Source organism: Mycoplana dimorpha (assembly GCF_003046475.1).
GTDB lineage: Bacteria > Pseudomonadota > Alphaproteobacteria > Rhizobiales > Rhizobiaceae > Mycoplana > Mycoplana dimorpha.
Map to the genome: position 1 here is coordinate 73,693 of NZ_PZZZ01000002.1, position 26,629 is coordinate 100,321.

Genomic DNA, 26,629 nt, shown 5'->3' on the forward strand with positions numbered 1-26,629 from the left:
CGCTGTCATTCAGAGGCCTGCATCATGAAGCCGCGATAGTCTGCCTCGACGATCCGCCGCACGACGGCGTCGGTGCTGGCTTGCCAGGCTGGCGCGCGCCATCCGAATGTCCGTTCGAACTTGTCGCACGAAAGCCGGGAGTTCGGCGGGCGCCTGGCCTTCGCCTTGTAGTCGGCGCTGGTAATGTCGCAGACGTCGGCGGCGGGACCACCCATCGCCCGGCTCGCCTGAAAAATATGTCGCGCAAAGCCGGCCCAGTTCGTTTCACCCGTCCCGGTGACATGGAAGACGCCAGTCGGCCGGTCTCTGGCGGAGTGGGTCGCCACATGTATGATGGCGCGAGCAAGGTCGAGTGCGTTGGTCGGATTGCCCCACTGGTCCGCCACGACATTGACGGTGCGGCGTTCGGCGGCCAGCCGCAGCATGGTCCTGACGAAGTTGGTTCCAAAGGGGCTGTAGACCCAGCTCGTGCGCAGGATGACATGTTTCGGATTGGCACTCGCGACGGCATGCTCCCCCCTTAGTTTCGTGTAGCCGTAGACGGTTCTGGGTTCCGCCTCGTCGTCTTCCAGGTAGGGGTCGGGCGCGTCGCCGGAGAAAACGTAATCCGTGGACACATGAATGATCGGCAGATGCAGTTGGGTTGCGGCTTCGGCAACGCCGGCGGCGCCGACCACATTGATGCGATAGGCAAGGTCCTGTTCGTCCTCGGCCCGGTCGACCGCCGTGTAGGCGGCGGCCGAGACGACGACGTCCGGCTTCGCAGCGGCTATGGCGTCCGGGATGGACGACGGGTCCGCAAGGTCGAGTTCCGGGCGCCCGGCCCTGATCAGCGTGACGTGGGGCATGCCATCGGCCACCTCCGCCAGGCTGGTGGCGAGCTGCCCATGTTTGCCTGTGACGAGGATCTTCATCGTGATCCAACCAGTCTGGCGCCGCAGTCGTCGTCATGCGAGGCTTTGCGTAGCGTGGCCACGGCCAAAACGTGCCGAGCTGCAGCCAGGCATGGCCGACGGGATAACCGGTATGTGCGGTTGACGCCGCTGACCCGAATTCTCAAGGCGTGACCTCCCGCGGGGCAGCAAAGACTTCCGAATCCGCCAATGATGGAGCGTTGCGATCCTTTTCCGAGAGCTGCAACAGGGACGGATCAATCGGCCAGGCGATGCCGATGTCCTTGTCGTCGAAGCGGATGGCTCGCTCATGGGACGGAGAATAGGGAGCGGTCACCTTGTAGATCACCTCCGTGTCGGGCTCGAGCGTCAGGAAGCCATGCGCGAAGCCCTTCGGGACGAGCATCTGATTCCATTCGGCCGCGGAGACGCGGACCGCGCACCATTGTCCGAAGGTGGGCGAGTCGCTGCGGACATCAACCGCCACGTCGAAGATCGAGCCCCTGGCCACTCTGACAAGCTTGTCCTGCCCATAGGGCGGCAGCTGATAGTGAAGGCCGCGCAGAACACCGCGCGCCGCCGAGTAGGAATGGTTCTCCTGCACGAATTGCAGGTGCAGCCCGGCCTGTTCGAATGTCTGCGCATTCCAAGTCTCTGAAAAGAACCCGCGATCGTCGTCGATACGCGCCGGCCGGATCTCCAGCACCCCCTCCAGTTCGAGCGGCCTGATATCAAGACGCATTGGATGTTTCCTCGACCAGTCTCAGGAGGTAGTCGGCATAGGCGGTCTTGCCGAGCAAACTGGCGCGGCGGCGGACCTCTTCCGGCCGCAGCCATCCTTTCTCGAGGGCGATCTCCTCCGGGCAAGCGATCTGAACGCCCTGCCGCCGTTCAACCGTCCGCACGAATGACGAGGCATCCTGCAGGCTGTCATAGGTGCCGGTGTCGAGCCAGGCGTGGCCGCGACCCAGCACGTAGACCTGCAGATCGCCTCGCGACAGATAGATGTTGTTGACGGTTGTAATCTCCAGTTCGCCGCGAGCCGACGGCTCGATCGAACGGGCGATGTCGACCACGTCATTGTCGTAGAAATACAAGCCGGTCACAGCCCAGTTGGACTGCGGCGCAACCGGCTTTTCCTCGATCGCGGTGGCCTTGCCGGTCTCCTTGTCGAAGGTGATCACGCCGTAGCGTTCTGGATCATCCACGTGATAGGCGAAGACCGAAGCGCCCTTCTCACGAGCCGCCGCCTTGCGGCACAAGTCAGGCAGGCCGTGGCCGAAGAAGATGTTGTCGCCGAGGATCATTGCCACGTTGTCCCGGCCGATGAAGTTTCGCCCGATGATGAAGGCCTCTGCCAAACCGTTCGGATGCGGTTGCTCCGCATAGCTGATGGCAAGGCCGAACTCCGATCCGTCCCCCAGAAGGGCCTGAAAGCAGGGAAGGTCGCGCGGGGTCGAGATGATCAGGATATCGCGAATACCCGTGAGCATCAGAACGCTGAGCGGATAGTAGATCATCGGCTTGTCGTAGATGGGGAGAATCTGCTTCGACACCGCGATGGTCAGCGGGTAGAGGCGCGTGCCGCTGCCACCCGCCAGGATGATCCCTTTCATCGCGACCGCTCCTTGTTTGTGGTCCGCCCCGTTGATCTTCTCCGCCGTCCGGTCATTGGCTCGCTTGTTCCGGCTCGCCGTCCTTGGTCTCGACGGCGGCGGCAGGCGCGTCGGAGGGTGCGTTTGGACGCCGGATCCGCGTGACGCGGACAACGTCGCCCGGCTGCAGGGCTGTTGTCTCCTCTGCGACGAATTCCTCGGTCTTGCCGTTCGTGCGCCGGGAGATTTTGAAGGTGGGCGCGGTCGAGGCCGCGCCTGACGCCTGGTTGCCATCGAGCATGTCCAGCAGCTGTTTCTGCCGCGTGGCGCGTCGCACCTGCAGCTGTTTCAGCGCTGCAGTCTCCCTCTGGATCTGGTCGGTGACTTCGACGCGGCGATTATCATCCAGACCTTCGAGATTGCGGGTCGCTTCCGAAATATTCTGCTGCGCCCTCATGATGGCGGTGACCATGTCGAGCCGCGCCGCCTCGTAGCTTCGGAGCGCTCGCTCCAGGTCCGTCTGGCGCGTCGGCAGCATGACACCCTTGTCCACCATGGTCTTGACCGTCGACAGTTCCTTGCGGACCGAGTTCACGTCCTCGTCGTTGTTGGCGATCTTCTTGTTCAATGTCTCGATCTCGCGCCCCATGAGTTCGCGCAGCTCCGAATAGGATCGTGATTGCCGTTCGGTGGCCGCAGCGCGGGCGGCGAAGATCTGCTTTTCCTGATTGTAGACCGTGGCCGCCAGGACGCTGTCCTGATCCGGCGCCGGTTCGAAGCGAAACTCGTTTGCACCCGCCATCTCGGTTTGCAGTCGGGCCAGCCTGATCGTGCTCCGCAGGATGGAGTCGTCGAGCTCGCGCAGTTCGCCGGTAACCTCGGTCGAGCCGCGACCGGACCCGTCGATCTGCCGGTAGGTGCCCCCGGCCATCGCCAGCGCCTGGATTACGGTCAGGCCTTCACGGAACTTGTACTCCCCCTGTGTGGTCACGTCGCCCAGGACATAGACAGGTGGATACTCGACGATCGCGACGGAGGCCTCTGGCCTCTCGCGCAGTCCTATCCTGGCCTTCAACTCATCGGCCACCTTGGCGGCGAAGGCCGATTCATCAAGGTCGCCCACCATGACTGTTCCCAGGATCGGCAGCGAAACCGTGCCGTCCTCGGCGACGATAAATTCCCCGCCAAGCGGCTCCCATCGCTCGTAGGTCCCTTTGGTCGGCATCCACTGGACGACGCTGAGGCGGATCTTGGTCTGCGGCAAGAGCTTGCCCGCTTCCGCAGTGGCGGGCGCGGCGGTGCCGCCCAGTGCGAGTGCCGCGGAAAGCATCAATGCAGTTCGAACGGGGCGACCGCAATCTCGGAAGACAGCCAGCATCGACTTCTCCAGCCTTCATCGTCGGATGCGCATGGTCCATGCGGCTGAGGGCCGCCCGTCCCGTCCGACCTGGCTCCAATCACGCGGTTCAGTGTGCAAATTATTGAAATATTGAGAAGGGGAAGCAGGTGGGCTTTGCATCATCAATTTGGTGAACTGCGGCAAAGGCGGTTTACCCGGGGATCGGTTCCACCCGCCCTTCTGCCGCCGCGCGTCCTTGGTTTTGCAGATGTGAAGGGCGACCGGCGGCTGCTTCGATAGATGGGGGGTGCGGTCGCGTCTTTCCTAGTTCGTTTGGATGAGAACGCGTGCGCGACACGCCCCAGTGCTTTGCCCTTCGGCGCCTTTCTCAGCCCTTTTGCCCCGTCGCGGTCGTTCCCGGGCTGAGCTAAGGTTCACACAGGTGATGCGCAGAACGCATCTGCTCCGCCAGCAGTGACGCCTGTTGGTCGTTCGAGCCCCGCGGGTGAAGGATATGGTGCTTTTGGACGGGAACGAGTATGCCGCCATGCGATCGGGCGCAGCGGGCGTTCGGGGAGGTGCCGAACCGCAGAGGGTCCTTCTGATCCTTACGAATACCGGCAGCGTCTCGAAACGGCTGATCGATGCCGTTGAACGAGAGTTTCCCTGGGTTGTCGTCGAGGAGGTCGATCACGTCCGTGCGGCCTGCCGCTCGTTCTCCCACCCGGTCGCCCTGATCCTCGTCGACATCGCCCTGGTGAAGGAGGCCGAGGCCGCCGCGGCGATCCTGACGCGCATCCATCCCAATGCGCTTGCCGCCATCATCGAGCCGTGCGACAGCCTCCAGGTCACCTCGCTGTCCGCCCTTGCCGATTCCCCGCTGATCCGCAGCGTCCTGCCGATGGATCTGCGTCTCGATGTCTGGCTCTCGATCATCCGGCTGATGCTGTGCGGCGGCGAATATGTTCCACCCGGCTCGATCATGCAGACGCGGTCGGACGGCACCGGACTCCCCGCTCTCGTCCAGGGCGGCAGGAAGCCGATCGCCTGGCGCAAGGCCGAGAGCGACGTTGCCGAATTGACCGCCCGGGAGATGCAGATCCTCGAAATGGTCTCGCGTGGCCTGCAGAACAAATTGATCGCTGCGGGGCTCGGCCTGTCCGAACATACGGTGAAGATTCACCTCCACAACATCATCCGCAAGCTCGGGGTTCACAACCGCACCGAGGCGGCGGCGCGGTTCCGCAATTCGCGGCAGGCCAGTTCGCTGTACGACTGAACTCGACATCGAACCTGTGCCGATCTTGCTCCATCGCCGCCGTATCTCGACGGCATTTCACCCGCCATGCGGCCGCCCCGCCGGCTACTCGGCGAAACCGCCTCGGGCAAACCGTTCGATGTGGCGGGCCGTCCATTCTTCCCAGTAATCGAGGCGCTCGCGATTGATCTCGCCGCGCGCGATTCCGGTTCCAGCGTCGGTCATCAGCGATCCGGGGCGGTGAGCGCCGAAGGAGAGGGGCCGATGCAGACGCCGCCATCCGCGCCAACCGAAGATCAGCTTGAGCCTTGCGATGTATTCGCTGTCGGCGCCCGTCCTGACTTCCTCGTAAAGCCCGGCGCGGGCCAGCACTGCCTCGCGCCGGAACAGCGGCGATGCCGGATTGAGGCGGGTCAGCGGATAGATTTGCCGCGCGTAGAACTGGCCCTCGTCCCCCAGTCGCACCCAGCTGGATAGCGTGAAGACGAGGCCCCCGTCCTTCAGGAGCGGCCGTACCTGTCGGGCGATCTTCTCGGGATGGGCCCAGTCGTCGGAGTCCTGGCAGGTGACGAAGCTGCCGCGTGCATGGGCGAGCGCCAGGTTGCGGGCGGCGTACGGGCCGCCATTGCGGTCGCGCCTCATCAGCCGGACGCGGTCATCGCGGGCGGCGAGCCGCTTGACGACCTCGAAAGTGCCGTCGGTGCTCGCGTCATCCACGACGAGCACCTCGATGTCGCGATAGGTCTGAGCCAGCAGGGATTCGATGGAGCGGCTGATCCGTGTCTCGGTATTGTAGGCCGGCATTGTGATGGTGACGAGCGGACCGCGCACGCTGCCGGCTGCGAGCCGCGAGGTCAGGTTGGCGGCTGACAACGGCCGGGCCGCGTCGATCGGTGCGACCTCTGCCAGCTGGTGCGCGGCCAGGAAGGTGTTCACCAGCCGAAGCCGGTCGCCAGGAGCGGCGGTGGCGTTGGCGAGCAGGAGGTAGAGGTCTGGCTCTTCCGCCGCCTTCCCCTTCGCGATCGCTGCCCTTGCTGCGCAGCGGGCCTCCTCCTCGCGCCCTTCGGCCAGTAGCAGCGCCACGCGCAGGCCGGTGCTTGCGGGCGAAATGGCTTCGGAAAGCGAGTGCGCCGCGGCCGGATTGAATGCAGCGATCGCCGTGGCGGCCTGAACCAGGTTTCTGCCGCGCAACAGCCGGTTACGCCGGGCCCGTTCCAGAAGACGGGTGCCTTCCTCGGTCCGACCCGAGGCGACGAGTGACACGCCGAGGGCCAGCGCTTCGCGACCGGTGGCGGGCGAGCGCAGAAGCGCGCTGGCCGACCTGTAGCACCCGAGCCGATAGAGCGCCCATGCCCGCTCGGATCGCAGCGTCTCGCAGGCAGCTTCAGGCATGGCCAGGGCTTGCGCGAACCGATGGGTCAATATGCGGTAGCGAAACAGAAGACGAGGGAAATGCAGCACCGAGCACCCGTCTGAAAAAGCCGCTTCGGAGAGCCGATGTCCGACTGCGGTCCACTGTTGACAGGCATTATAGCCCCGTGAAGACAGGTGGCCATTCGCCTTCGCCTCATGCGATCGGCGTAGCCGTCTCAAAGGTCGCGAGACCCGAGGAGTCTTCCTGAGTCGCCGGATCGTCGGGGCGCCCGCTTGCCGCCGGCCTATGCCAGCCGCGACAGCAGTTCGGCGAGCGTGGCAGCCTCCGCATCGTCGAGCTTTGCGCCGATATGCGCCTGTATCGATTTTGCGTAGACCTCCCACATGCCGGCACGGGCAGCACGACCTTTTTCGGTGATCACCACCCAGCGGCCGCGGCCGTCCTGGTCGAAGCTCTCCCGCATGACCAGCCCTTCCTTCTCGAGTCGATCGATCAGGCGTGAGAGATTGTACTGCGCCAGCAAGGTGCGTTCCTCGATCTCGTAGGGACGCAGTCGCCCGTCCGGGGCGCGATCGAGCTCCCAAAGAACATCATACCAGCCAAGCGGCGGCTGGTGCGCAGACCGCAAGTCGCGCTCGATGGCCGAAAGCAGACTGTGCTGCGCCCGCATGAGCTGGATCCAGGCACGTGTGACGCTGGCGGAGGGGACGGCGGGTGATGGTACGGTCTTGTTCGACATAGATGCAGTTACATCCATCTTGACGAAATTCGCAACCGGATTTATATGCATATGCATCTATTAACCGGAGATACCGGCATGCGACAGGAAACGCTCACCGCTTATGGTGCAACAGTGCTGCGCCTAAGCCTCGGAACCATGTACCTCTCCCACAGCGTCGTGCTGAAATTGCTGACCTACGGTTTGGGCGGCACCGCCGGCTATTTCGTCTCCATCGGCCTGCCGGCATGGCTGGCCTATGTCACTTTCGCGGCGGAGGCCGTGGGCGGCGCGCTGTTGGTGCTCGGCATCCACACCCGGATCGTGGCGTTGAGCCTGACACCTGCCTTGGTCGGCGCCATCATATGGGCGCATGGCGGCAACGGATGGGTCTTCACGGCACCTGGCGGCGGCTGGGAATATCCGCTTTTCCTCGTTGCCGCATCCATCGCACAGGCTCTGCTCGGCGACGGTGCATTTGCGCTGCGGCCGTCCCGCGCCCCTGCGGCCGTTCACGCGCAGTGACCGCTTGATGGAGACACCTCGATGACAGAGCGAACATTCACCCTCGTCAGCCATCATCTCTGCCCCTATGTCCAGCGCGCCGCCATCGTGCTTGCCGAAAAGGCAATCGCCTTCGAGCGCATCTATATCGACCTTGCGGCCAAGCCCGACTGGTTCCTCGCGGTTTCTCCACTTGGCAAGGTGCCGCTGCTGCAGGTCCGCGACGGAAACGGCGAGCATGTGCTGTTCGAAAGCGCGGCGATCTGTGAATTTATCGATGAAGCGCTGCCGGGAACGCGGCTGCATCCGGCAGATCCGCTGCTGCGGGCCCGCCATCGCGGCTGGATGGAGTTCGGCTCCTCCGTGCTTGCCGACATTTGGGTTCTGGAGACAACCCAGGATGCAGGCGCGTTTGCGGCCAAGCGCCAGGCACTCGCCTCGAAGTTCGCCCACATCGAAGCGGAACTGGGCGAGGGGCCGTATTCCGGCGGACCGGATTTTACCCTCGTCGACGCCGTTTTCGCGCCGGTCTTTCGCTATTTCGACGTCTTCGACGCGATTGCGGATCACGGTATTTTCCAAGGGCTGACGCGAACTCCGGCATGGCGCCGCCAGCTCGCGGCAAGGCCGAGTGTCCGCAACGCGGTCACCGGCGACTATCACGAACGGCTCATGGCTTTCCTTAGAAGGCACGATGCGATCCTGCTCAGGGGCGGTGCCATCGCCGCCTGAATCTTGCCCGCCATCTTCTGTTTTCCGCGGTTCCGTCTTAAAACAGGACGATGCAATCAACGACAGCAGGAAAAGCGATGAACGCACCCCCCGCCAGTGCCCCGGTCGATCCCGTCAGGCTGGATAAGCTCGCCCAAGTCGCCGTCCATGTCGGCCTGCAGCTTCAGAAGGGCCAGGACCTGGTTATGACGGCGCCGATTGCCGCCCTGCCGCTCGCCCGCCTGATCACCAAGCACGCCTACATGGCCGGCGCGGGCCTCGTCAGCACCTTCTATGCCGACGAGGAGGCAACATTGGCTCGCTATCGCCACGCGCCGGACGAGAGCTTCGACCGAGCGACCGACTGGCTCTACGAAGGGATGGCGAAGGCCTATGCCAACGGAGCCGCCCGCCTCGCCATCGCCGGCGACAACCCCATGCTGCTGTCCGGCGAGGATCCGGCCAAGGTGGCCCGCGCCAACAAGGCCAACTCGAAGGCCTACAAGCCCGCCCTTGAGAAGATCGCCAACTTCGACATCAACTGGAACATCGTCTCCTACCCGAACCCGTCCTGGGCGAAGCAGGTATTCCCGAACGATGCCGAGGACGTCGCGGTCGAAAAGCTCGCCAATGCGATCTTCGCCGCCTCCCGTGTCGATTGCGACGATCCGGTGGGCGCATGGCAGGCGCACAATGCCGGCCTCCACCGCCGGTCGGCCTGGCTGAACGGCCAGCGCTTTGCCGCCCTGCATTTCAAGGGTCCGGGCACCGACCTGACCGTCGGCCTGGCCGACGGCCATGAATGGCATGGCGGCGCGTCGGTCGCGAAGAACGGCGTCACCTGCAACCCGAACATCCCCACCGAAGAGGTCTTCACGACGCCGCATGCACTCCGGGTCGAGGGCCATGTCGCCAGCACCAAGCCTCTTTCCCACCTGGGCACGCTGATCGACGACATCCGCGTCCGCTTCGAAGGCGGCCGCATCGTCGAGGCGCACGCTTCCAGGGGCGAGGCGGTGCTCAACAAGGTGCTGGACACCGACGAAGGGGCCCGGCGGCTGGGGGAGGTGGCGCTGGTGCCGCATTCCTCGCCGATCTCGGCGAGTGGACTGCTGTTCTACAACACTCTCTTCGACGAGAACGCCGCCTGCCACATTGCGCTCGGCCAGTGCTATTCGAAGTGCTTCCTCGACGGCGCAAGCCTGACGCCGGAGCAGATCAAGGCGCAGGGCGGCAATTCCAGCCTGATCCACATCGACTGGATGATCGGCTCTGGACAGATCGACATTGACGGTGTCGCCGCCGATGGCGGGCGCGTGCCGGTGATGCGCGCCGGCGAATGGGCTTGATGCGATGCGCACGATCGGGGTTATCGGTGGTGGCGGCTGGTTGGCGGGGGCGCTGCTGCGCCCCGCGCTCGCCGACGGCGTCGTCCGGCCGGGGCACCTGATCCTCTCGTCGCGCTCCGGCCATGTGTCCGGCTTCGATGCCTGGCCGGATATCGGCATTACCAGAGACAATGTGGAACTTGCCCGGTCATCCGAAGTCGTCATGCTCTGCGTACGGCCACACGATCTGTCGGCAATCGATGTCGATCTCACCGACAAGCTGGTCGTGTCGGTGGTCGCCGGTGTCACGGTGGAGGTGCTAGCGCGCGAGTTCGGTGCCCGGCGGATCGTGCGCGCGATGCCCAATGCCTGCGCCGAGCAGGGACTGTCTTTTACGCCGTGGTTTGCCACCGACAGCGTGACCGACGACGAAACCGATTTCATCTTCCGGTTCTTCTCGGCTTCCGGCCGCGCGCACGGCATTAACGACGAGGCGCAACTCGACTATTTTACAGCGTTGACCGGCTCAGGCCCGGCCTTCCCGGCCCTGTTTGCCGACGCGATGATCCGGCATGCGATCAAGGCCGGCATCGACCCGGAGACCGCGGAGGCGGCGGTGCGCCAGCTCTTTCTCGGCGCAGGCGTGTTCATGGCGGGTTCGCAGGCGACCCCCTCGGAGCTCGTCGACACGTTCCTGGAATATCGGGGCACGACCGCAGCGGGTCTGGCTGCGATGATCGAGGCAGACGTGGCCTCCTCGATCTTCCGCGGCCTGTCGGCCGCCTGCCGCCAGGCTTCGAAAGGGCTGCCCTTGTCCTGATCGACGTCGCGATGAGACGCGATTGCCGCCTTGACCGCCGCATGGCCGGGTTCTATTTTTAGAATTATTCTAAACATAGGATCCCCGATGCTTCCCCACCTTTTCGGTCAGTCCAAACGATCTCTTGAGTCGCTCAGCGAGCAGGAAATCCTGGCGCTTGCCATTTCATCCGAAGAAGACGACGCGCGGATCTATCTCGCATATGCGGACGCACTTCGTGAAACCTCCCCGCATACCGCGCAAATGTTCGAGGAGATGGCCCGCGAGGAGAACGAGCATCGGAGGCTGTTGATCGACCTGCATGTCAGGCGCTTCGGTGAGCGCATTCCGCTGGTCAGGCGCGAGTATGTGCGCGATTTCCCAGAGCGCAAGCCTGACTGGCTGATCGCGAGGATGCCGGTCGAGACGGCGCGCGCGCAGGCGAAGACAATGGAGGAGGCGGCCCACCGCTTCTATCTGGAGGCGGCGGCGCGCGCGACGGATGCCTCGACCCGCAAGCTTCTCGGCGATCTGGCGCTTGCCGAGAAAAGCCATGAGGCCAAGGCGCGACAAATGAATGAAGGCGATGAGGGCAGGGCCGCCCGCGCCGAAGAGGACCAGGTGGAGCGGCGCCAGTTCATCCTCACCTACGTGCAGCCGGGCCTGGCCGGGCTGATGGACGGCTCGGTCTCGACGCTCGCACCGATCTTCGCTGCGGCGTTTGCCACCCAGGATACCTGGCAAACGTTCCTCGTCGGCCTGTCGGCCTCCGTCGGCGCCGGCATCTCGATGGGCTTCACGGAAGCCGCCCATGACGACGGCAAGATCTCCGGGCGCGGCTCGCCGCTGAAACGGGGCCTTGCCTCCGGCATCATGACGGCGATCGGCGGGCTCGGCCACGCGCTGCCCTACTTGATCCCGCACTTTGCGCTCGCGACGGCGATTGCCGCTGCAGTGGTGTTCGTGGAGCTGTGGGCGATCGCTTTCATCCAGAACCGCTTCATGGAGACGCCGTTCTGGCGGGCCGCTTTCCAGGTCGTGCTCGGCGGCGGCCTGGTCTTCGCCTGCGGCGTGCTGATCGGCAATGCCTGAAGCAAAAAAGCGACCGCCCTCTCGCGGTCGCTTTACCGTCAAACCGGCGCCCTGGCTTACTTGCCGACCGACGACACCATCACGGCGTCGCCATTCTCGATCGAAACCCACCGTCCGGGATTGAACGACGCCTGGCGTTTCAGGTAGCGGTAGGGCGTCTCGGTCCAGAGCCGCACGTCACGCTCGAGATTGTCGAGCACGAAGTCGCCCTCGGTGGTGCGAACGGTCAGCACGGCATGGCCTTCGCCGTCCGGCTTGCGCACGACGGTGATCAGCAGATCGGCCGGCGAGAAGCCGTTCTCGATCAGCTTGCGGCGCTTCAGCAGCACGTAGTCCTCGCAGTCTCCTGCGCCATCCGGATAGGCCCAGTGCTCGTCCTTGCCGAAGAGTTCCTTGTCGGTCATCGGCAGGATGGCGTTGTTGACTGCGTCGTTCACGGCCCGGATCGTTTGCCAGCCGAAGCTCGTTACCTTGGCGGCGCCGGTGTCGCGGCCGTTCGGAGCGCACTCCGCACGATGCGTTTGGCAGAACTCGTAATGGCCGATCGGCTGCGAGGTCACGGGGCCAGTGGCCATCGACAGCGGCGAAGCCGGGGCGGTCAATGCGGCTGACGACGATACGAACAAGGCTGTCATCGCCACAAAGATAGCCTTAGCACCGGTCATGCGCGCCATGGGGGTCCCCTCGAAAAGTTAACGAAACGTAAATTTCCGAGGGGGCCAAAGTCAATCAGGATGTTCCGCTATGCGACAACATGGTTAAAACGCGCCGCCTGGCGTGACGTTTATGACGCATCGATGATGTGCGACACCGCCTCGAGCAGCTTGTCGATATCTTCCGGTCGCGACAGCCGGTGGTCGCCGCCGCGGATCAGGGTCAGCACGGCGTCGTCGCAGGAAAGGTGCTCCATCAGCCGGATCGCATGGCTGTAGGGCACGTCCGGGTCTTCCATGCCCTGCAGCACATGGATCGGGCAGCCGGCGTCGATGACGCTGCCGAGCACCCGGTTGCGGCGGCCGTCCTCGATCAGCTTCAGGGTATAGATGTTCGGATCCGGCCCATAGGGCGTCGGCTCCTCGAAAAAGCCGCGTTCTGCGAGCGACGCGCGCTGCTCCGCCGTGAGATTGGGTTCAATGAGTTCGACGGTGAAGTCCGGAGCTGGCGCGATCAAAACCATGCCGGCGAGGTCACCACCGTGGCCACGCCGCTGCAGTTCCTGCGCCGCAAGAAGCGCCAGCCAGCCCCCCATCGACGAGCCGACGAGAAGCATGCGCCGCGTCCCGAGCCGGGAGCGGGCATGATCGACGACGGCGAGCGCCTCCTCCAGCCAACGCGAGATCGTGCCGTCGACGAAGGCGCCGCCCGAGGCCCCGTGGCCGGAATAGTCGAAGCGGATGCAGCCCGTGCCGAGCCGCTCGGCGAAGCGCGCCAGTTCAACGGCCTTCGTGCCGCTCATGTCCGAGCGGTAGCCGCCCAGCCAGACGAGGTGCGGCAGGGCGTTGCCCTGACGTTCCGGCAAGAGGATCATGGCGATGTCGCGGGCTTCCGTGTCGGTGCCGACCGTCAATCGCTCGGTGGCGCCGTTCGTTTCGTTCTGGCTCATGCGATGCTCCTGATTGTCGCGGTTCCCGGCCTTTCGGCCGGCTCGTTCCGCCCGTTTGCTGCCCGATCTAGACGATTTGCCGACAGCTGCGACAGGTGGTGATTTTTTCCGCGGGACGTGCTATTGACTTCGGCTCGGTGATTGACACATTGCCGCGAGTGGCGCCAGCGCAGCCCGCGGACGTCAATTCGCCTTGCTCACCCCATCGGAAACTATTCGAGGAGAATACGACCATTCGCAGACCCTTCAAAGCGGACGCCCCGGTCAAGGACGGCCCCCGCTCAAACCGAGAAATCCGGGTACCCCGGGTTCAGCTCATCGATGCCGACGGAACGAACCACGGCGCCGTTCCAACCGATCAGGCCCTCCGCATGGCGGAAGAAGCCGGCCTCGATCTGGTGGAGATTTCCCCGAACAACGATCCGCCGGTATGCAAGATCCTCGATCTCGGCAAGCTGAAATACGCCAACCAGAAGAAGGCGGCCGAAGCGCGCAAGAAGCAGAAGATCGTCGAGGTCAAGGAAATCAAGATGCGCCCCAACATCGACACGCACGACTACGACGTGAAGATGAAGGCGATGAGCCGGTTCTTCGAGGACGGCGACAAGGTCAAGGTGACGCTGAAGTTCCGCGGTCGCGAGATGGCGCACCAGGAGCTCGGCATGAAGCTCCTGATGCAGGTCAAGGAAGACACGACCGAGATCGCCAAGGTCGAGGCGGAACCCAAGCTCGAAGGCCGCCAGATGATGATGGTGCTTGCTCCGAAGTGAGGCCCGCCTCACCCGGCAGGCGTGGGATAAGCCGCCTTCGGGCGGCTTTCTTCGTTTCGGCGACGATCTCCGTGGCAAAAGGCAGGCGGTGCCCCCTGAACGCCCGGCTGAGCCGCCCGCGCGCCGCTGGCGGATTCCGATTGCGCTTTTCGGCATGTTCGGCTACAAGCCCCCCGTCCGAACGGTCCGGCAGGGCATGCCGTGGCCGTTCTTTACGCTGGAGATGCGCCTCGTCAGCCGTCTCGAAACCAAGAAGAATGGAGTAGCAAAATGCCCAAGATGAAGACGAAATCGTCTGCCAAGAAGCGGTTCAAGATCACCGCGACCGGCAAGGTCGTCGCCGCTGCCGCTGGCAAGCGCCATGGCATGATCAAGCGTACCAACAAGTTCATTCGCGACGCGCGCGGCACGATGGTGCTGGCCGAAGCAGATGGCAAGAAGGTCATCAAGAACTACCTGCCGAACGGTCTCTAAGACTTATCTGGCACATTGGACACGTTAAGGAGATCATGACATGCGCGTAAAAAGAGGCACTGTCGGCCACGCCAAGCACAAGAAGGTCCTCAAGGCCGCTAAGGGTTTCTACGGCCGCCGCAAGAACACCATCCGCGCCGCCAAGGCCGCGGTTGACCGTTCCAAGCAGTACGCCTACCGCGACCGCAAGGTTAACAAGCGCAATTTCCGCGCGCTCTGGATCCAGCGCATCAACGCTGCCGTCCGCGAGTTCGGCCTGACCTACGGCCGCTTCATCGACGGCCTGAACAAGGCCGGCATCGAAGTCGACCGCAAGGTGCTGTCCGACATGGCGATCCATGAGCCGGCGGCATTCAGCGCCCTCGTCGAGGCTTCCAAGAAGGCACTTGAGTACCTCAAGGACGCCGGCACGGCGAACGAGTTTGAAAGCGCGGTTCGTTAAGACCAGCGCTTCCCAAGCCTTTTGTACCTAAAGTTGGGAAACCCGCGCTGGCAGGCTGGCGCGGGTTTTTCTTTGAGCCAATGGATTTGAACGATGTCCGATCTCGATTCCCTGAAAAACTCCCTGCTGGCGGACGTCGCGGCCGCCGGCGATGAAGCGGCCATCGAAGCCGTGCGCGTCGCCGCGCTCGGCAAGAAGGGCTCCGTCTCCGAACTCCTCAAGACGCTCGGCACGATGACGCCGGAAGAGCGCCAGACGCGGGGCGCGGCGATCAATGCGCTGAAGACCGAACTGACGGACGCGATTGGAGCACGAAAGAACGAACTGCGCGACGCGGCGATCGCCGCCCGGCTTGCAGCCGAGACCGTCGACGTCAGCCTTCCGGTTCGCCAATCGCCGGCGGAGCGGGGCCGCATCCATCCGATCAGCCAGGTGGTCGACGAGATCACCGCGATCTTCGCCGACATGGGCTTCTCCATCGCCGAAGGCCCGGACATCGAGACCGACTATTACAACTTCACGGCGCTGAACTTCCCCGAAGGCCATCCGGCGCGCGAGATGCACGACACCTTCTTCTTCCCGCCGGATCAGAACGGCGAGCGCAAGGTGCTGCGCACGCACACCTCGCCGGTGCAGGTCCGCACCATGGAGGCCCAGCAGCCGCCGATCCGCATCATCATTCCCGGCAAGACCTACCGGCAGGATTCGGACGCGACCCACTCGCCGATGTTCCACCAGGTCGAGGGTCTCGTCATCGACAAGACGGCCAACGTCGCCAACATGCGCTGGGTGCTGGAGGAGTTCTGCAAGGCCTTCTTCGAGGTCGACAGCGTGACGATGCGCTTCCGCCCGTCCTTCTTCCCGTTCACTGAGCCCTCCTTCGAGGTCGACATCCAGTGCGATCGTTCCTCCGGCCCGATCGTCAAGTTCGGCGAGGGCAGCGACTGGATGGAGATTCTCGGCTGCGGCATGGTGCATCCGAACGTGCTGCGCGCCGGCGGGCTCGACCCCGACGAGTACCAGGGCTTTGCCTGGGGCATGGGCCTCGACCGCATCGCCATGCTGAAATACGGCATGCCGGACCTGCGCGACTTCTTCAATGCCGACGTCCGCTGGATGAACCACTACGGCTTCCGCCCCCTCGACATGCCGACCCTGTTCGGCGGTTTGAGTGCGTAAGCGGTGCGCGTAAGGATCTAGAACGATGAAATTCACACTCTCCTGGCTGAAAGAGCATCTGGAAACGGACGCCACGCTCGAACAGATCTGCGAACGCCTGACCTCGATCGGGCTGGAAGTCGAAGAGGTCGATGACAAGGCTTCATTCAAGCCCTTCGTGATCGCCAAGGTCGTTTCCGCCGAGCAGCACCCGAACGCCGACAAGCTGCGCGTGCTGATGGTCGACACCGGCGCGGGTGCACCCGTGCAGGTCGTCTGCGGCGCGCCGAATGCCCGCGAGGGTCTCATTGGCGCCTTTGCCGCGCCCGGCACCTACGTCCCCGGCATCGATGTGACCCTTTCGGTCGGCAACATCCGCGGTGTCGAGAGCCGCGGCATGATGTGCTCCGAACGCGAATTGGAGATGTCGGACAATCACGACGGCATCATCGAATTGCCGGCCGATGCGCCGGTGGGCGCGAGCTTTGCCGCCTATGCCGGCCTCGACGATCCGGTCATAGAGATCAACCTGACGCCGAACCGCCCCGACTGCACCAGCGTGTTCGGCATCGCCCGCGACCTCGCCGCTTCCGGCCTGGGCACCCTGAAGTTGCCCAAGCCGCCTTCGTTCCGCACGGAAGGCGAAACCCCGGTAAAGGTGACGCTCGACCTTGGCGCGGACACGCATCTGTGCCCCGGCTTCGCGCTGCGCCTCGTGCGCGGGGTGAAGAACGGCCCCAGCCCCCGCTGGATGCAGCAGCGGCTGCTGGCGATCGGCCTTCGCCCGATCAACGCGCTCGTCGACATCACCAACTACATGACCTTCGACCAGGGTCGGCCGATGCACGTCTTCGCCGCCGCCAAGGTGAAGGGTAACCTGACGGTACGCCGCGCCAGGGAAGGCGAAACGGTGCTGGCGCTCGACCAGCGCGAATACACGCTGTCGCCCGCCAACGTGGTGATCGCCGACGACAACGGGATCGAGTCGATCGGCGGCGTCATGGGCGGAGAGCATTCCGGTTGCGACGAGAACACGACCGACGTGCTGATCGAATCGGCGCTGTGGGACCCGATCAACATCGCCAGGACCGGGCGTATGCTCGGCATCATCACCGATGCGCGCTACCGCTTCGAGCGTGGCGTCGATCCGGAATACATGCTTCCGGGTCTCGAGCGCACCACCGAGCTGGTTCTGGAGCTCTGCGGCGGCACCGCCGCCAGCGCGAACGTGGTCGGTTACAAGGCCTACCAGCCGAAGGTGATCGATTTCCCGGTCTCCGAGGTCAAGCGCCTGACGGGCCTTGAAGTCTCCTCGGAGGAGAGCCGCGACATCCTGACGAAGCTCGGCTTCGGCGTGTCGGGCACCGGCGAGCGGCTGTCCGTCTCCGTCCCCTCCTGGCGCCCCGACGTCGACGGCAAGGCCGACCTCGTCGAGGAAGTCATGCGCATCCACGGCGTCGACAACATCCATGCGGTGCCGCTTCCAAGCCATAACAGCGTCAACGGCAAGATACTCACAACGCTGCAGATCCGCTCGCGCCTGGCGAAGCGGGCGCTCGCCGCGCGGGGCATGATGGAAGCCGTCACCTGGTCGTTCATTCCAAAGGCGCAGGCCGAGCTCTTCGGCGGCGGCGCGCCGGAACTGGCGTTGTCGAACCCGATCGCGGCCGACATGTCGGACATGCGGCCCTCGCTGCTGCCGGGTCTCCTGACGGCGGCCCAGCGCAATGCCGACAAGGGTTATGGCGACGTGGCGATCTTCGAGGTCTCCGGCACCTATGAGAACGACCGGCCGGAAGGCCAGCGCCGGGTCGCCGGCGGTGTTCGCCGCGGCACGGCGTCATTGGCCGGTGCCGGCCGACTGTGGTCGAATGCCGCAAAGGGCGGCGGCAAGCCGGTCGACGTCTTCGACGCCAAGGCCGATGCGCTCGCGGTGATCGAGGCCTGCGGGCTGCCGATGGGCAATGTGCAGATCGAGCCGGGCGGTCCCGCCTGGTATCACCCCGGCCGCTCCGGCACCATCAGGATGGGGCCGAAGATCGTGCTCGGCTATTTCGGCGAATTCCATCCAAAGACGCTGTCCGCGCTCGACGTTTCCGGCGCGCTATGCGGGTTCGAGGTCTTCCTGGATGCCATGCCGGAACCGAAGAAGAAGGCGACCCGCACCAAGCCGGCGCTCGAGCTGTCGCCCTTCCAGGCGGTCAAGCGTGACTTCGCCTTCGTGGTCGACAAGCAGGTCGAGGCGGGCGCGGTGCAGCGGGCTGCCCTCGGTGCCGACCGCAAGCTGATCACCGCCGTCACCGTCTTCGATGTCTTCGAAGGCGCGTCGCTCGGAGAGGGGAAGAAGTCCATCGCGATCGAAGTCGTCATCCAGCCCACCGACAAGACCCTGACGGAGGAGGACTTCGAGGCGCTTACGGCAAGGATCGTCGGCAACGTCGCCAAGGCGACCGGTGGCGTTCTTCGCGCCTGATATCTTAGAAGATTGGAAAAAGGGGATCGGTGTCGACCGATCCCCTTTGCGCGTCAGGCCACCTTGGTGGCCTTGACGTTGGAATTGGCGACCGCAAGCTTGGTGAGATCCTTGTCGGTCTGCTCCTCTTCCTTCAGCGTCATTTCGAGCAGCTGCACCACGTCCTTGTGGCCAAGCTGTTCGGCCCAGGTGCGCAGGGTGCCGTAGCGGGCGATCTCATAGTGCTCGACCGCCTGGGCGGCCGAAATCAGGCCGGCGTCGATCGCGGGCCCCGACTTGAAGGAGTCCATGATTTCCTCGCCCTCGGCGATGATGCCTTCGATCGCCTCGCAGGTCTTGCCCTGCGCCCGCCTGCCGAGCGACTCGAAGACCTGCTGCAGGCGCTCCACGTGGCCTTCGGTCTGTTCCCGGTGCTTTTCGAAAGCCGCCTTCAGTTCGGGCGACTGAGCACCGCGCGCCATCTTCGGCAATGCCTTCAGGATCTGCCGCTCGGCATAGTAGATGTCCTTCAGCGTGTCGTAGAAGAGATCGTCCAACGTCTTGTCTTTGGCCATCTGTCTGGTCCTCCTGGGGATGGGATGATCCGGGTGACCCATCTCAACGAAACGATTGGCCAGTTGTTCCTAGCCTCTCGGGCTGTTTTTGAATTGAGGGGCTTTGGACGATATCGGTTCGTGCTGCCACCCGGGCCCAGTCATATTTGGCGCCGGATGGCTCGCACTCTTCGGTGTGGCGCACCAGCGGCCGCGTCAGGTTCCGGCGGCGTCGAGATCGGCCATCTGCTCCGGCGACAGCGACACGTTTGCCGACTTTATCAGGCTATCGAGCTGATCCAGCGTTGTGGCACTTGCGATCGGCGCGGTCACGGCCGGCTTTGCCATGAGCCAGGCAAGCGCAATCTCCGCCGGCCTCGCGCCCGTCTCTGCGCTGACCCTGTCGAGGGCGGCGAGGATCCGCATGCCCTTCTCGTCGAGATACTTCGCAACGCCCTCGCCGCGCGCCTTGCCCTTCGTGTCGGCAAGCGACCGGTACTTTCCGCTGAGGAAACCGCGCGCAAGGCTGAAATAGGTGATGACGCTAATCTGCTCGCGCTGGCACAGCGCGGCGAGCGGCCCTTCGAAGCTCGCGCGGTCGTACAGATTGTATTCCGGCTGAAGTGCCGCGTAGCGCGGCAGTCCCGCCTTGTCGGCGGCATCGAACGAGGCCTGCAGTTGCGCCGCGTCGAGGTTGGAGGCGCCGAAGGCGCGCACCTTGCCGGCCTTGACGAGGGCGGCATGGGCCTCCAGGGTCTCTTGGTAGGGGGTGCGCTCATCCGGCCAATGCGAGAGATAGAGATCGATGTGGTCGGTCTGGAGCCGCTTCAGCGAAGCTTCCACTTCCTGCAGGATCCATTGCTTCGACAGGTCCCGATGCCCCTGTCCCATGTCTGAACCGACCTTGGTGATCAGCACGACACTGTCGCGCGATCGTCCCGACCGCCTCAGCCAGTTGCCGATGATGGTCTCCGATTCACCGCCCTTGTGGCCCGGCACCCAGGAGGAATAGACGTCGGCGGTGTCGATGGCGTTGAAGCCGGCGCCGGTAAAGGCGTCGAGCAAGGCAAATGATGTCTTCTCGTCTGCCGTCCAGCCGAAAACGTTGCCGCCGAAGACAAGCGGCGCGATGTCGAGGCCGGTGCGGCCGAGGGAGCGTTTCTGCATGGACGATCTCCGGGAGTTGGTGAGAAAGACCGGAGCATAGGATGACGGCGGGCCGATTGCACGCGTGAACCTGACCGATCTTTGCCGGTCGCCGCTCTTGCTCGCTGCCGGGCACGGGGCTAGGCTTCGCCAAAACTACGGGAGGTTCCTGCATGCTGCGCTTCGGTATTCTGTCCACGGCGAAGATCGGCCGCGAACTGGTGGTGCCCGCCATCCAGGACGCGGAGAATTGCGTCGTGACGGCGATCGCCAGCCGCGACCTTTCCAAGGCGCAGGCGATGGCGGAGCGGTTTTCGGTGCCACATGCCTTCGGCTCGTACGAGGAGATGCTCGCCTCCGACCTGATCGATGCCGTCTACATCCCGCTGCCCACCGCCCAGCATGTCGAATGGACGATCAAGGCGGCCGATGCCGGCAAGCATGTCCTCTGCGAGAAGCCGATCGCGTTGAAGGCCTCGGAGATCGAGGCGCTGATTGCCGCCCGCGACCGTAACAGGGTGCTGGTGTCGGAAGCCTACATGGTGACCTACAGCCCCGTCTGGCGGAAGGTGCGCGAGCTCCTGAGAGATGGTGCCATCGGGCGGCTGCGCCACGTTCAAGGCGCGTTCACCTATTTCAACCGCGATCCCGCCAACATGCGCAACATCCCTGCGCTCGGCGGCGGCGGCCTGCCCGACATCGGCGTCTATCCGACGATCACGACCCGCTTTACCACGGGCAAGGAGCCGCTCCGCGTGCAGGCGACGACCGAGCGGGACCCGGATTTCGGCACCGACATCTATTCCAGCGTCCGCGCCGATTTCGGCGACTTCGAACTGAGTTTCTACATCTCGACGCAGCTCGCCGCCCGCCAGGTCATGGTCTTCCACGGCGACAAGGGCTTCATCGAGGTCAAGTCACCCTTCAACGCCGATCGCTACGGCGCCGAGGAACTCGAACTGACCAACCAGAACCACGCCCAGTCCCAGCTTTTCCGCTTCCAGGATTCGCGCCAGTACAAGCTCGAGGTGGAGGCCTTCGCGCGGGCAGCGAAGGGCGAACCGGAGGAAGTGGTGACGCTCGAAAGCTCGGTAAACAACCAGAAATTCATCGATGCCATCTACCGCGCCAGCGAAGCCGACGGATGGGAGCCCGTCTGAGGATCGCCATCGGCCTCTACCCCGCTGGCACCGGACGCCCACGCGGCGCGCGGGCTCTTCGCGTCTTAGGCCGCCTGCCACGCTGGCCAACGCCCCAGCCGAGGAGGAACGGCTCCGCGCAAAAAAATGACCTGCGGCCGGGGGCGCCTTCCGGGGACGACAGCAGCGACCCTCTGGCCACAGGCCGCACCGCGGGCCAAAATAGGCCATGAGCATGTTCCCGGATAATGATTCGCCCACCAACCTTGCCGAATACTCGGTCTCCGAGCTGTCCGGATCGATCAAGCGCACGGTCGAGCAGGCCTTCGAACAGGTGCGGGTCCGCGGCGAGATCTCCGGCTACCGCGGTCCGCATTCCTCCGGTCATGCCTATTTCTGCCTGAAGGACGACCGGGCCCGCATCGATGCGGTCATCTGGAAGTCCAGCTTCTCCAGGCTGCGCTTCCGTCCCGAGGAGGGGATGGAGGTGATCGCCACTGGCAAGGTCACAACCTTTCCGGGCTCCTCCAAGTACCAGATCGTCATCGAGACGCTGGAGCCGGCCGGCGCCGGCGCGCTGATGGCGCTGCTCGAGGAGCGCCGGCGCAAGCTCGCTGCCGAGGGGCTTTTCGACGCCGCCCGCAAGCGGCCGCTGCCTTTCCTGCCGCGTGTGATCGGGGTGGTCACCTCGCCGACCGGCGCCGTCATTCGCGACATCCTCCACCGCATCGCCGACCGCTTTCCGGTCCACGTCCTCGTATGGCCCGTCAAAGTGCAGGGCGACGGTTCCGGCGAAGAAGTGGCAGCGGCGATCCGCGGCTTCAATGCCTTGGAGCAGGAAGGCGCGATCCCGCGCCCGGACGTGCTGATCGTGGCGCGCGGCGGCGGCAGCCTCGAGGATCTTTGGAGCTTCAACGACGAGGCGGTCGTCCGCGCCGCAGCCGATTCGCAAATCCCGCTGATTTCCGCAGTCGGCCACGAGACGGACACCACGCTGATCGACCATGCCGCCGACCGGCGCGCGCCGACGCCGACCGGAGCCGCGGAGATGGCCGTTCCCGTCAAGGCCGACCTCGACGCCGCCCTTGCGGCGCTTTCGGCCCGCCTCAAGGGCGCTGCGACGCGACAGATGGACGGCCGCCGCCAGGCCCTGCGCGCGCTGGCGCGGGCACTGCCCTCGCTCGACCAGCTCCTGGCCTTGCCGCGCCGGCGCTTCGACGAGGCGGCCGCCGGCCTCGGACGCGGGCTGCAGATGAACACGCTCAACAAGCGGCGGACGTTCGAGCGGGCGGCGGCGCATCTTCGGCCTGAGCTTCTTGCCGGGCGTATCATCGAGCGCCGGCAGCGGCTTGCCGACGCCCTGCAACGGGCCGAGCGGGTCATCGAACGCCGGATCGATCGGAGCAGGGCCCGGATCGGCACCCTCGATGCGGCTTTGGGTGCGGTGCCCTCGCGCATCGCCGCGAGGGCCGAACGCGCCCGCGACCGGCTGAGCGGCCTCGTCCGCCGCGCCGATACCGCGCTCGCCGGTGACGTGTCGCGCCGCAAGGCGCTGCTTGCCGCCCATGACCGCATGCTGCAGTCGCTGTCCTACATGAAAGTTCTCGAGCGCGGCTACGCGCTGGTGCGCGACGAGGAGGGCCACGCGGTGAAGCAGGCGGCGGGGCTCGGCCCGGGGGCGGCTGTCACCATCACCTTCGCCGACGGCACCGTCGATGCCGTCACCGGCCCGCCTCAGGCCGGCGGCGCCGTCCCACCGGCGGCTGCGGAACCGAAGCGGAAGATCGCTAAACCGGCGGCGACCGCAGACGGCCCGCCCAAGCAGGGATCGCTGTTCTGAGCCGCCGCTTGGCGCGGCAGCGGCCGCTCGGCGATGCCGCTTGACCGCGCGAAGGACGCCAAGCAGGGCAACCTGTCGATCGCGTGCGCCGTCCGGCGTCGTCGTGCAGCATGATGATTATGTCGTAGACAGGCTCAAGTCGGGTCGCTTCAGCCACTAATATCCGGCGCCAGAGCTAAACCAGGGTCGCAATCAATGGCAGAGTTTCCGCAACAGGCGAAGGTCGTAATCATCGGTCTCGGGGGCATTGTGGGGGCGTCCGTCGCCCATCACCTGATCGAGCGCGGATGGGACAATATCGTCGGCCTCGACAAGTCCGGCATTCCGACCGATATCGGTTCGACCGCCCATGCCTCCGACTTCTGCTACACGACCAGCCATGACTACCTGTCGGTCTGGACCACCCAGTACTCGATCGATTTCTTCGAGAAGATGGGCCATTACGCCCGCATCGGCGGCCTGGAAGTGGCCCGCACCGGCGACGATGCCTGGATGGAGGAGATAAAGCGCAAGCTGACCTCGGCCAAGGCGTTCGGCACCCGCGCCCATTACGTTTCGCCGGCCGAAATCAAGAAGCTGTTCCCGCTGATCGAGGAAGACAAGGTCCAGGGCGGCCTGTTCGATCCCGACGCCGGCCTCGTCATTCCGCGCTCGCAGACGGTTGCCGGCAAGCTCGTCGATGCCGCCGAAAAGACCGGCAAGCTGCAGGCCTTCGCCAATACTCCCGCCCAGTCGCTGATCGTCGAGAACGGCCGCATCAAGGGCGTCGTCACCCATCGCGGCACGATCATGGCCGACCATGTCGTCGTCTGCGCCGGCATCTGGGGCCGCCTGATTGCCGAGATGGTTGGAGAAGACCTGCCGGTCATGCCGGTCGACCACCCGTTGACCTTCTTCGGCCCGTACAACGAGTTCGAAGGCACCGGCAAGGAGATCGGCTATCCGCTGCTGCGCGACCAGGGCAACTCCGCCTACATGCGCGACACCGGCGACCCGAAGACCACCGAGGGCGGCCAGATTGAGTGGGGCTACTACGAGACTGATAATCCGCGCCTCTGCCACCCGCGCGACATCCTTGAAAAGCACGAGGCGCGCTTGTCGCCCTCGCAGCGCGACCTCGAGATGGAGCAGATCCTCGAGCCGCTGGAAAAGGCCATCGAACTGACGCCGATCCTCGGTGAGCTCGGCTACAACGAAGGTCACTCCTTCAACGGCCTCTTGCAGGTTTCGGCCGCCGGCGGCCCGTCGTGCGGCGAGAGCCAGAAGGTGCGCGGCCTGTGGTACTGCGTCGCCATCTGGGTGAAGGACGGTCCGGGCTACGGCAAGCTGATCGCCGACTGGATGACCGACGGCCGCACCGTGATCGATCACAACGGCATCGACTACGCCCGCTTCTACCCGCATCAGCTGGAAGAAAAGTACATCGAGGGCCGCTGCTACGAGTCCGCCCAGAAGATCTACTTCCCCGCCGTGCATCCGCGCGAGCCTTTTGCCAATGGCCGAAACGTCAAGCGCTCGCCCTTCTATGAGCGTGAGGTCGAGCTCGGCGGCTATTTCATGGAACTCGGCGGCTGGGAGCGTGCGCATGGCTACAAGGCCAACGAGCATCTCCTGGAGAAGTACGGCGATCGCGTGCCGGTCCGCGAGAACGAGTGGGACAACCGCCACTTCTGGCGCGTCTCCAACGCCGAGCATCTGGCGCTGAGCGAGGATTGCGGCATCATCAACCTCTCGCATTTCCACATGGTGGACATCGAAGGTCCGGACCATGTCGAGCTTCTCGAATGGCTCTGCGCCGCCAAGATTGGCGGCGATGCAAACATTGGCAAGGGCATCTACACCCACTTCCTCGACGACGAGGGCATGGTTCGCGCCGACTTCACGGTCTTCCGCATGGCCGATCGCTGCCGCCTCGTGAACGGTGCCGATGCCGGCCCGCGCGACTTGCACTACATGCGTCGCGTCGCGGAGGATCGCGGCCTCGACGTCACCATCACCGACGTTTCGGAAAAATTCATCACCATCGGCATCTGGGGCCCGAATGCGCGCACCACGCTGAAGAAGGTGGTTGCCGATCCGGCCGGCCTTGATGTCGAAAACTTCCCCTTCGCCGCGATCAAGCCGATCGAGATCGCCGGCAAGACGGTCAGCGCCTTCCGCATCTCCTATGTCGGCGAGCAGGGCTGGGAACTGCACATGAAATACGAGGACGGCCTTGCCGTTTGGGATGCGCTGCGCTCCACGGGCGTCATGGCGGTCGGCGTCGAGACCTATGCAAACTCGCGCCGCATGGAAAAGAGCCTGCGTCTGCAGAACGCCGACCTTCTCACCCAGTACAACCTCATCGAGGCCGACCTTGCCCGCCCGAAGGTCAAGGAGGCCGACTTCCGCGGCAAGGCGAAGCACCTGGAATACAAGGCGCGCGACCACCAGCCCGCCATGCTCTGCACGCTGGTGATGACGGAGAATACCGACCGGAACGGCGTGAAGCGCTATCCGCTCGGCAACCTGCCTGTCATGGATCCGGAAACCGGCGAGGTTCTGGTCGATGAGCTCGGCCGCCGCTCCTACACGACGTCGATCGCCTTTGGCCCGACGATCGGCAAGAATATTGCGCTCGCCTACCTGCCGCACGCCTATTGCCAGGAAGGCCGCAAGCTCAACATTCAGTACTTCGCCGAGACTTACCCCGTCGAGGTTGTCGGGATCGGCTACAAGCCGCTCTACGACCCGGAGAACCTGAAGCCCCGCACCTGATTGCGGTGCCGCTGCGGCGGCGAGGTCCTGTCTCTTGACGAAAGGCGTGCCGGTTCATAGCGGCGCGCCTTTCGCATTTTGGGAAGGCTTGCGCGGCCGCTGCAGGGGCCCAGCCCGCGATGCGACTCCACGTTATAGGTGCGCCGTCATTCGAAGGTGGCCAGCAGCTTTCGCAAAAGTGAGTCGAGCTCCTGGCGTTCTGCGGGGCTCAGTGCTTCCACGAGCCGGTGCTGATTCTCGACATGGGCGGTCACCGCCTCTTCGACCGCCGCCAGTCCCTTCGGCGTCAGGCCGACCAGCACGCTGCGCCCGTCGCCCGGGTTCTGGACTCGCTCGACCATACCGGTCTTCTCCAGCTGGTCGATGCGGTTGGTCATCGTGCCCGAGGTCACCATCGTCGCGGCGAGAAGATCCCCCGGCGAAAGCCGATAGGGCGCACCCGAGCGGCGCAGCGTCGCCAGCACGTCGAAGCTGGCGCGGGAAAGCCCGTGCTCGGCCAGCACGCGTTCGATTTCACGCGCCAGATGGGCCCGCAGGCGGCCGAAGCGCCCGAGCAGCCCCATCGGCGCTACGTCGAGGTCCGGCCGTTCCCGACTCCATTGGGCGAGGATTCTGTCCACGTGATCCATGGCAGGACTATCAGCAGGATTTCTCTTGACGTCAAGAGAAACTGAGATATCTT

The 26,629-nt window shown here is 64.6% G+C and carries 25 protein-coding genes; 14 read left to right on the plus strand and 11 right to left on the minus strand.

Annotated elements, in window-relative coordinates:
• Positions 1 to 5: 5 nt before the first annotated feature.
• The 4 genes from rfbD to C7449_RS03955 form a co-directional block, all read right to left on the minus strand.
• Positions 6 to 914, minus strand: coding sequence for a dTDP-4-dehydrorhamnose reductase (gene rfbD, locus C7449_RS03940; RefSeq protein WP_108001494.1), 909 nt, complete (start codon positions 912 to 914; stop codon positions 6 to 8).
• A gap of 142 nt (positions 915 to 1,056) precedes the next feature.
• Positions 1,057 to 1,635, minus strand: a complete 579-nt coding sequence (gene rfbC, locus C7449_RS03945; RefSeq protein WP_108001495.1) for a dTDP-4-dehydrorhamnose 3,5-epimerase — start codon at positions 1,633 to 1,635, stop codon at positions 1,057 to 1,059.
• The gene (rfbA, locus tag C7449_RS03950) at positions 1,625 to 2,509 is read right to left on the minus strand and encodes a glucose-1-phosphate thymidylyltransferase RfbA (protein ID WP_108001496.1); all 885 of its coding nucleotides are present in this window, start codon (positions 2,507 to 2,509) and stop codon (positions 1,625 to 1,627) included. Before rfbA ends, rfbC begins: the two co-directional genes overlap by 11 nt.
• A 52-nt stretch (positions 2,510 to 2,561) precedes the next feature.
• Positions 2,562 to 3,866: an SLBB domain-containing protein gene (locus tag C7449_RS03955; protein WP_146165042.1), complete on the minus strand. Its 1,305-nt coding sequence runs from the start codon at positions 3,864 to 3,866 to the stop codon at positions 2,562 to 2,564.
• A gap of 475 nt (positions 3,867 to 4,341) precedes the next feature.
• Here C7449_RS03955 and C7449_RS03960 point away from each other — a divergent pair, with 475 nt between their 5' ends.
• The gene (locus C7449_RS03960) at positions 4,342 to 5,106 is read left to right on the plus strand and encodes a helix-turn-helix transcriptional regulator (protein WP_108001498.1); all 765 of its coding nucleotides are present in this window, start codon (positions 4,342 to 4,344) and stop codon (positions 5,104 to 5,106) included.
• 84 nt (positions 5,107 to 5,190) lie between these two features.
• Here the strand turns inward: C7449_RS03960 and C7449_RS03965 are convergent, their stop codons facing one another.
• The gene (locus C7449_RS03965; protein ID WP_108001499.1) at positions 5,191 to 6,477 is read right to left on the minus strand and encodes a glycosyltransferase family 2 protein; all 1,287 of its coding nucleotides are present in this window, start codon (positions 6,475 to 6,477) and stop codon (positions 5,191 to 5,193) included.
• Positions 6,478 to 6,743: 266 nt separating this feature from the next.
• Entirely contained in the window at positions 6,744 to 7,256 is a 513-nt protein-coding gene (locus C7449_RS03970) for a MarR family winged helix-turn-helix transcriptional regulator (RefSeq protein ID WP_108001500.1), read from the minus strand.
• Here C7449_RS03970 and C7449_RS03975 point away from each other — a divergent pair.
• The 5 genes from C7449_RS03975 (at position 7,251) to mbfA (ending at position 11,612) form a co-directional block, all read left to right on the plus strand.
• A complete protein-coding gene (locus tag C7449_RS03975) occupies positions 7,251 to 7,703 on the plus strand; it encodes a DoxX family protein (protein WP_245414301.1) in 453 nt (150 codons plus the stop codon). The two genes, C7449_RS03970 and C7449_RS03975, sit on opposite strands and share 6 nt — an antisense overlap.
• A gap of 21 nt (positions 7,704 to 7,724) precedes the next feature.
• On the plus strand, positions 7,725 to 8,414 hold the full coding sequence (locus C7449_RS03980) for a glutathione S-transferase family protein (protein WP_108001502.1): 690 nt from the start codon (positions 7,725 to 7,727) through the stop codon (positions 8,412 to 8,414).
• A gap of 77 nt (positions 8,415 to 8,491) precedes the next feature.
• A complete protein-coding gene (locus C7449_RS03985; RefSeq protein ID WP_108001503.1) occupies positions 8,492 to 9,742 on the plus strand; it encodes an aminopeptidase in 1,251 nt (416 codons plus the stop codon).
• Positions 9,743 to 9,746: 4 nt separating this feature from the next.
• Positions 9,747 to 10,541 carry a pyrroline-5-carboxylate reductase family protein gene (locus C7449_RS03990; protein WP_108001504.1) on the plus strand — a complete coding sequence of 265 codons (795 nt, stop codon included), beginning with the start codon at positions 9,747 to 9,749 and terminating at the stop codon, positions 10,539 to 10,541.
• Between the two features lie 87 nt (positions 10,542 to 10,628).
• Positions 10,629 to 11,612 (plus strand): iron exporter MbfA, encoded by a 984-nt coding sequence (mbfA, locus tag C7449_RS03995; protein WP_108001505.1) that lies wholly within the window; start codon positions 10,629 to 10,631, stop codon positions 11,610 to 11,612.
• Positions 11,613 to 11,668: 56 nt separating this feature from the next.
• On the opposite strand, the gene C7449_RS04000 is transcribed toward mbfA, so the two are convergent.
• Together C7449_RS04000 and C7449_RS04005 are read right to left on the minus strand one after the other, a co-directional pair.
• Positions 11,669 to 12,286 carry a transglutaminase-like cysteine peptidase gene (locus C7449_RS04000; RefSeq protein WP_108001506.1) on the minus strand — a complete coding sequence of 206 codons (618 nt, stop codon included), beginning with the start codon at positions 12,284 to 12,286 and terminating at the stop codon, positions 11,669 to 11,671.
• Between the two features lie 110 nt (positions 12,287 to 12,396).
• On the minus strand, positions 12,397 to 13,215 hold the full coding sequence (locus tag C7449_RS04005) for an alpha/beta hydrolase (protein WP_108001507.1): 819 nt from the start codon (positions 13,213 to 13,215) through the stop codon (positions 12,397 to 12,399).
• Positions 13,216 to 13,448: 233 nt separating this feature from the next.
• On the opposite strand from C7449_RS04005, the gene infC reads away from it, so the two are divergent.
• The 5 genes from infC (at position 13,449) to pheT (ending at position 18,532) form a co-directional block, all read left to right on the plus strand.
• Positions 13,449 to 13,985 carry a translation initiation factor IF-3 gene (gene infC / locus C7449_RS04010; RefSeq protein WP_108002045.1) on the plus strand — a complete coding sequence of 179 codons (537 nt, stop codon included), beginning with the start codon at positions 13,449 to 13,451 and terminating at the stop codon, positions 13,983 to 13,985.
• A gap of 270 nt (positions 13,986 to 14,255) precedes the next feature.
• Complete coding sequence (gene rpmI, locus C7449_RS04015) at positions 14,256 to 14,459, plus strand: 50S ribosomal protein L35 (RefSeq protein ID WP_108001508.1); 204 nt, start codon at positions 14,256 to 14,258, stop codon at positions 14,457 to 14,459.
• Positions 14,460 to 14,499: 40 nt separating this feature from the next.
• A complete protein-coding gene (rplT, locus tag C7449_RS04020; RefSeq protein WP_108001509.1) occupies positions 14,500 to 14,901 on the plus strand; it encodes a 50S ribosomal protein L20 in 402 nt (133 codons plus the stop codon).
• A 93-nt stretch (positions 14,902 to 14,994) separates the two neighbouring features.
• The gene (gene pheS / locus C7449_RS04025) at positions 14,995 to 16,080 is read left to right on the plus strand and encodes a phenylalanine--tRNA ligase subunit alpha (RefSeq protein ID WP_108001510.1); all 1,086 of its coding nucleotides are present in this window, start codon (positions 14,995 to 14,997) and stop codon (positions 16,078 to 16,080) included.
• Between the two features lie 25 nt (positions 16,081 to 16,105).
• Positions 16,106 to 18,532 (plus strand): phenylalanine--tRNA ligase subunit beta, encoded by a 2,427-nt coding sequence (pheT, locus tag C7449_RS04030; protein WP_108001511.1) that lies wholly within the window; start codon positions 16,106 to 16,108, stop codon positions 18,530 to 18,532.
• A gap of 53 nt (positions 18,533 to 18,585) precedes the next feature.
• Here the strand turns inward: pheT and C7449_RS04035 are convergent, their stop codons facing one another.
• Together C7449_RS04035 and C7449_RS04040 are read right to left on the minus strand one after the other, a co-directional pair.
• Entirely contained in the window at positions 18,586 to 19,086 is a 501-nt protein-coding gene (locus C7449_RS04035; protein WP_108001512.1) for a YciE/YciF ferroxidase family protein, read from the minus strand.
• Between the two features lie 195 nt (positions 19,087 to 19,281).
• Positions 19,282 to 20,232: an aldo/keto reductase gene (locus tag C7449_RS04040; RefSeq protein WP_108001513.1), complete on the minus strand. Its 951-nt coding sequence runs from the start codon at positions 20,230 to 20,232 to the stop codon at positions 19,282 to 19,284.
• Between the two features lie 152 nt (positions 20,233 to 20,384).
• Here C7449_RS04040 and C7449_RS04045 point away from each other — a divergent pair, with 152 nt between their 5' ends.
• From C7449_RS04045 to C7449_RS04055, 3 genes are all read left to right on the plus strand, one after another.
• Positions 20,385 to 21,371, plus strand: coding sequence for a Gfo/Idh/MocA family protein (locus C7449_RS04045; RefSeq protein WP_108001514.1), 987 nt, complete (start codon positions 20,385 to 20,387; stop codon positions 21,369 to 21,371).
• Between the two features lie 208 nt (positions 21,372 to 21,579).
• Positions 21,580 to 23,190: an exodeoxyribonuclease VII large subunit gene (gene xseA, locus C7449_RS04050; protein WP_108001515.1), complete on the plus strand. Its 1,611-nt coding sequence runs from the start codon at positions 21,580 to 21,582 to the stop codon at positions 23,188 to 23,190.
• A 195-nt stretch (positions 23,191 to 23,385) separates the two neighbouring features.
• The gene (locus C7449_RS04055) at positions 23,386 to 25,947 is read left to right on the plus strand and encodes a GcvT family protein (RefSeq protein WP_108001516.1); all 2,562 of its coding nucleotides are present in this window, start codon (positions 23,386 to 23,388) and stop codon (positions 25,945 to 25,947) included.
• Positions 25,948 to 26,093: 146 nt separating this feature from the next.
• On the opposite strand, the gene C7449_RS04060 is transcribed toward C7449_RS04055, so the two are convergent.
• Positions 26,094 to 26,576, minus strand: a complete 483-nt coding sequence (locus C7449_RS04060; RefSeq protein ID WP_108001517.1) for a MarR family winged helix-turn-helix transcriptional regulator — start codon at positions 26,574 to 26,576, stop codon at positions 26,094 to 26,096.
• Positions 26,577 to 26,629: the final 53 nt, after the last annotated feature.

What these genes read in the sequence shown, in the direction of transcription:
- rfbD (WP_108001494.1), bottom strand. Translation starts at nt 914, where the DNA reads ATGAAGATCCTCGTCACAGGCAAACATGGGCAGCTCGCCACCAGCCTG.
- rfbC (WP_108001495.1), bottom strand. Translation starts at nt 1,635, where the DNA reads ATGCGTCTTGATATCAGGCCGCTCGAACTGGAGGGGGTGCTGGAGATC.
- rfbA (WP_108001496.1), bottom strand. Translation starts at nt 2,509, where the DNA reads ATGAAAGGGATCATCCTGGCGGGTGGCAGCGGCACGCGCCTCTACCCG.
- C7449_RS03955 (WP_146165042.1), bottom strand. Translation starts at nt 3,866, where the DNA reads ATGCTGGCTGTCTTCCGAGATTGCGGTCGCCCCGTTCGAACTGCATTG.
- C7449_RS03960 (WP_108001498.1), top strand. Translation starts at nt 4,342, where the DNA reads ATGGTGCTTTTGGACGGGAACGAGTATGCCGCCATGCGATCGGGCGCA.
- C7449_RS03965 (WP_108001499.1), bottom strand. Translation starts at nt 6,477, where the DNA reads ATGCCTGAAGCTGCCTGCGAGACGCTGCGATCCGAGCGGGCATGGGCG.
- C7449_RS03975 (WP_245414301.1), top strand. Translation starts at nt 7,251, where the DNA reads ATGCATCTATTAACCGGAGATACCGGCATGCGACAGGAAACGCTCACC.
- C7449_RS03970 (WP_108001500.1), bottom strand. Translation starts at nt 7,256, where the DNA reads ATGCATATGCATATAAATCCGGTTGCGAATTTCGTCAAGATGGATGTA.
- C7449_RS03980 (WP_108001502.1), top strand. Translation starts at nt 7,725, where the DNA reads ATGACAGAGCGAACATTCACCCTCGTCAGCCATCATCTCTGCCCCTAT.
- C7449_RS03985 (WP_108001503.1), top strand. Translation starts at nt 8,492, where the DNA reads ATGAACGCACCCCCCGCCAGTGCCCCGGTCGATCCCGTCAGGCTGGAT.
- C7449_RS03990 (WP_108001504.1), top strand. Translation starts at nt 9,747, where the DNA reads ATGCGCACGATCGGGGTTATCGGTGGTGGCGGCTGGTTGGCGGGGGCG.
- mbfA (WP_108001505.1), top strand. Translation starts at nt 10,629, where the DNA reads ATGCTTCCCCACCTTTTCGGTCAGTCCAAACGATCTCTTGAGTCGCTC.
- C7449_RS04000 (WP_108001506.1), bottom strand. Translation starts at nt 12,286, where the DNA reads ATGGCGCGCATGACCGGTGCTAAGGCTATCTTTGTGGCGATGACAGCC.
- C7449_RS04005 (WP_108001507.1), bottom strand. Translation starts at nt 13,215, where the DNA reads ATGAGCCAGAACGAAACGAACGGCGCCACCGAGCGATTGACGGTCGGC.
- rpmI (WP_108001508.1), top strand. Translation starts at nt 14,256, where the DNA reads ATGCCCAAGATGAAGACGAAATCGTCTGCCAAGAAGCGGTTCAAGATC.
- rplT (WP_108001509.1), top strand. Translation starts at nt 14,500, where the DNA reads ATGCGCGTAAAAAGAGGCACTGTCGGCCACGCCAAGCACAAGAAGGTC.
- pheS (WP_108001510.1), top strand. Translation starts at nt 14,995, where the DNA reads ATGTCCGATCTCGATTCCCTGAAAAACTCCCTGCTGGCGGACGTCGCG.
- pheT (WP_108001511.1), top strand. Translation starts at nt 16,106, where the DNA reads ATGAAATTCACACTCTCCTGGCTGAAAGAGCATCTGGAAACGGACGCC.
- C7449_RS04035 (WP_108001512.1), bottom strand. Translation starts at nt 19,086, where the DNA reads ATGGCCAAAGACAAGACGTTGGACGATCTCTTCTACGACACGCTGAAG.
- C7449_RS04040 (WP_108001513.1), bottom strand. Translation starts at nt 20,232, where the DNA reads ATGCAGAAACGCTCCCTCGGCCGCACCGGCCTCGACATCGCGCCGCTT.
- C7449_RS04045 (WP_108001514.1), top strand. Translation starts at nt 20,385, where the DNA reads ATGCTGCGCTTCGGTATTCTGTCCACGGCGAAGATCGGCCGCGAACTG.
- xseA (WP_108001515.1), top strand. Translation starts at nt 21,580, where the DNA reads ATGAGCATGTTCCCGGATAATGATTCGCCCACCAACCTTGCCGAATAC.
- C7449_RS04055 (WP_108001516.1), top strand. Translation starts at nt 23,386, where the DNA reads ATGGCAGAGTTTCCGCAACAGGCGAAGGTCGTAATCATCGGTCTCGGG.
- C7449_RS04060 (WP_108001517.1), bottom strand. Translation starts at nt 26,576, where the DNA reads ATGGATCACGTGGACAGAATCCTCGCCCAATGGAGTCGGGAACGGCCG.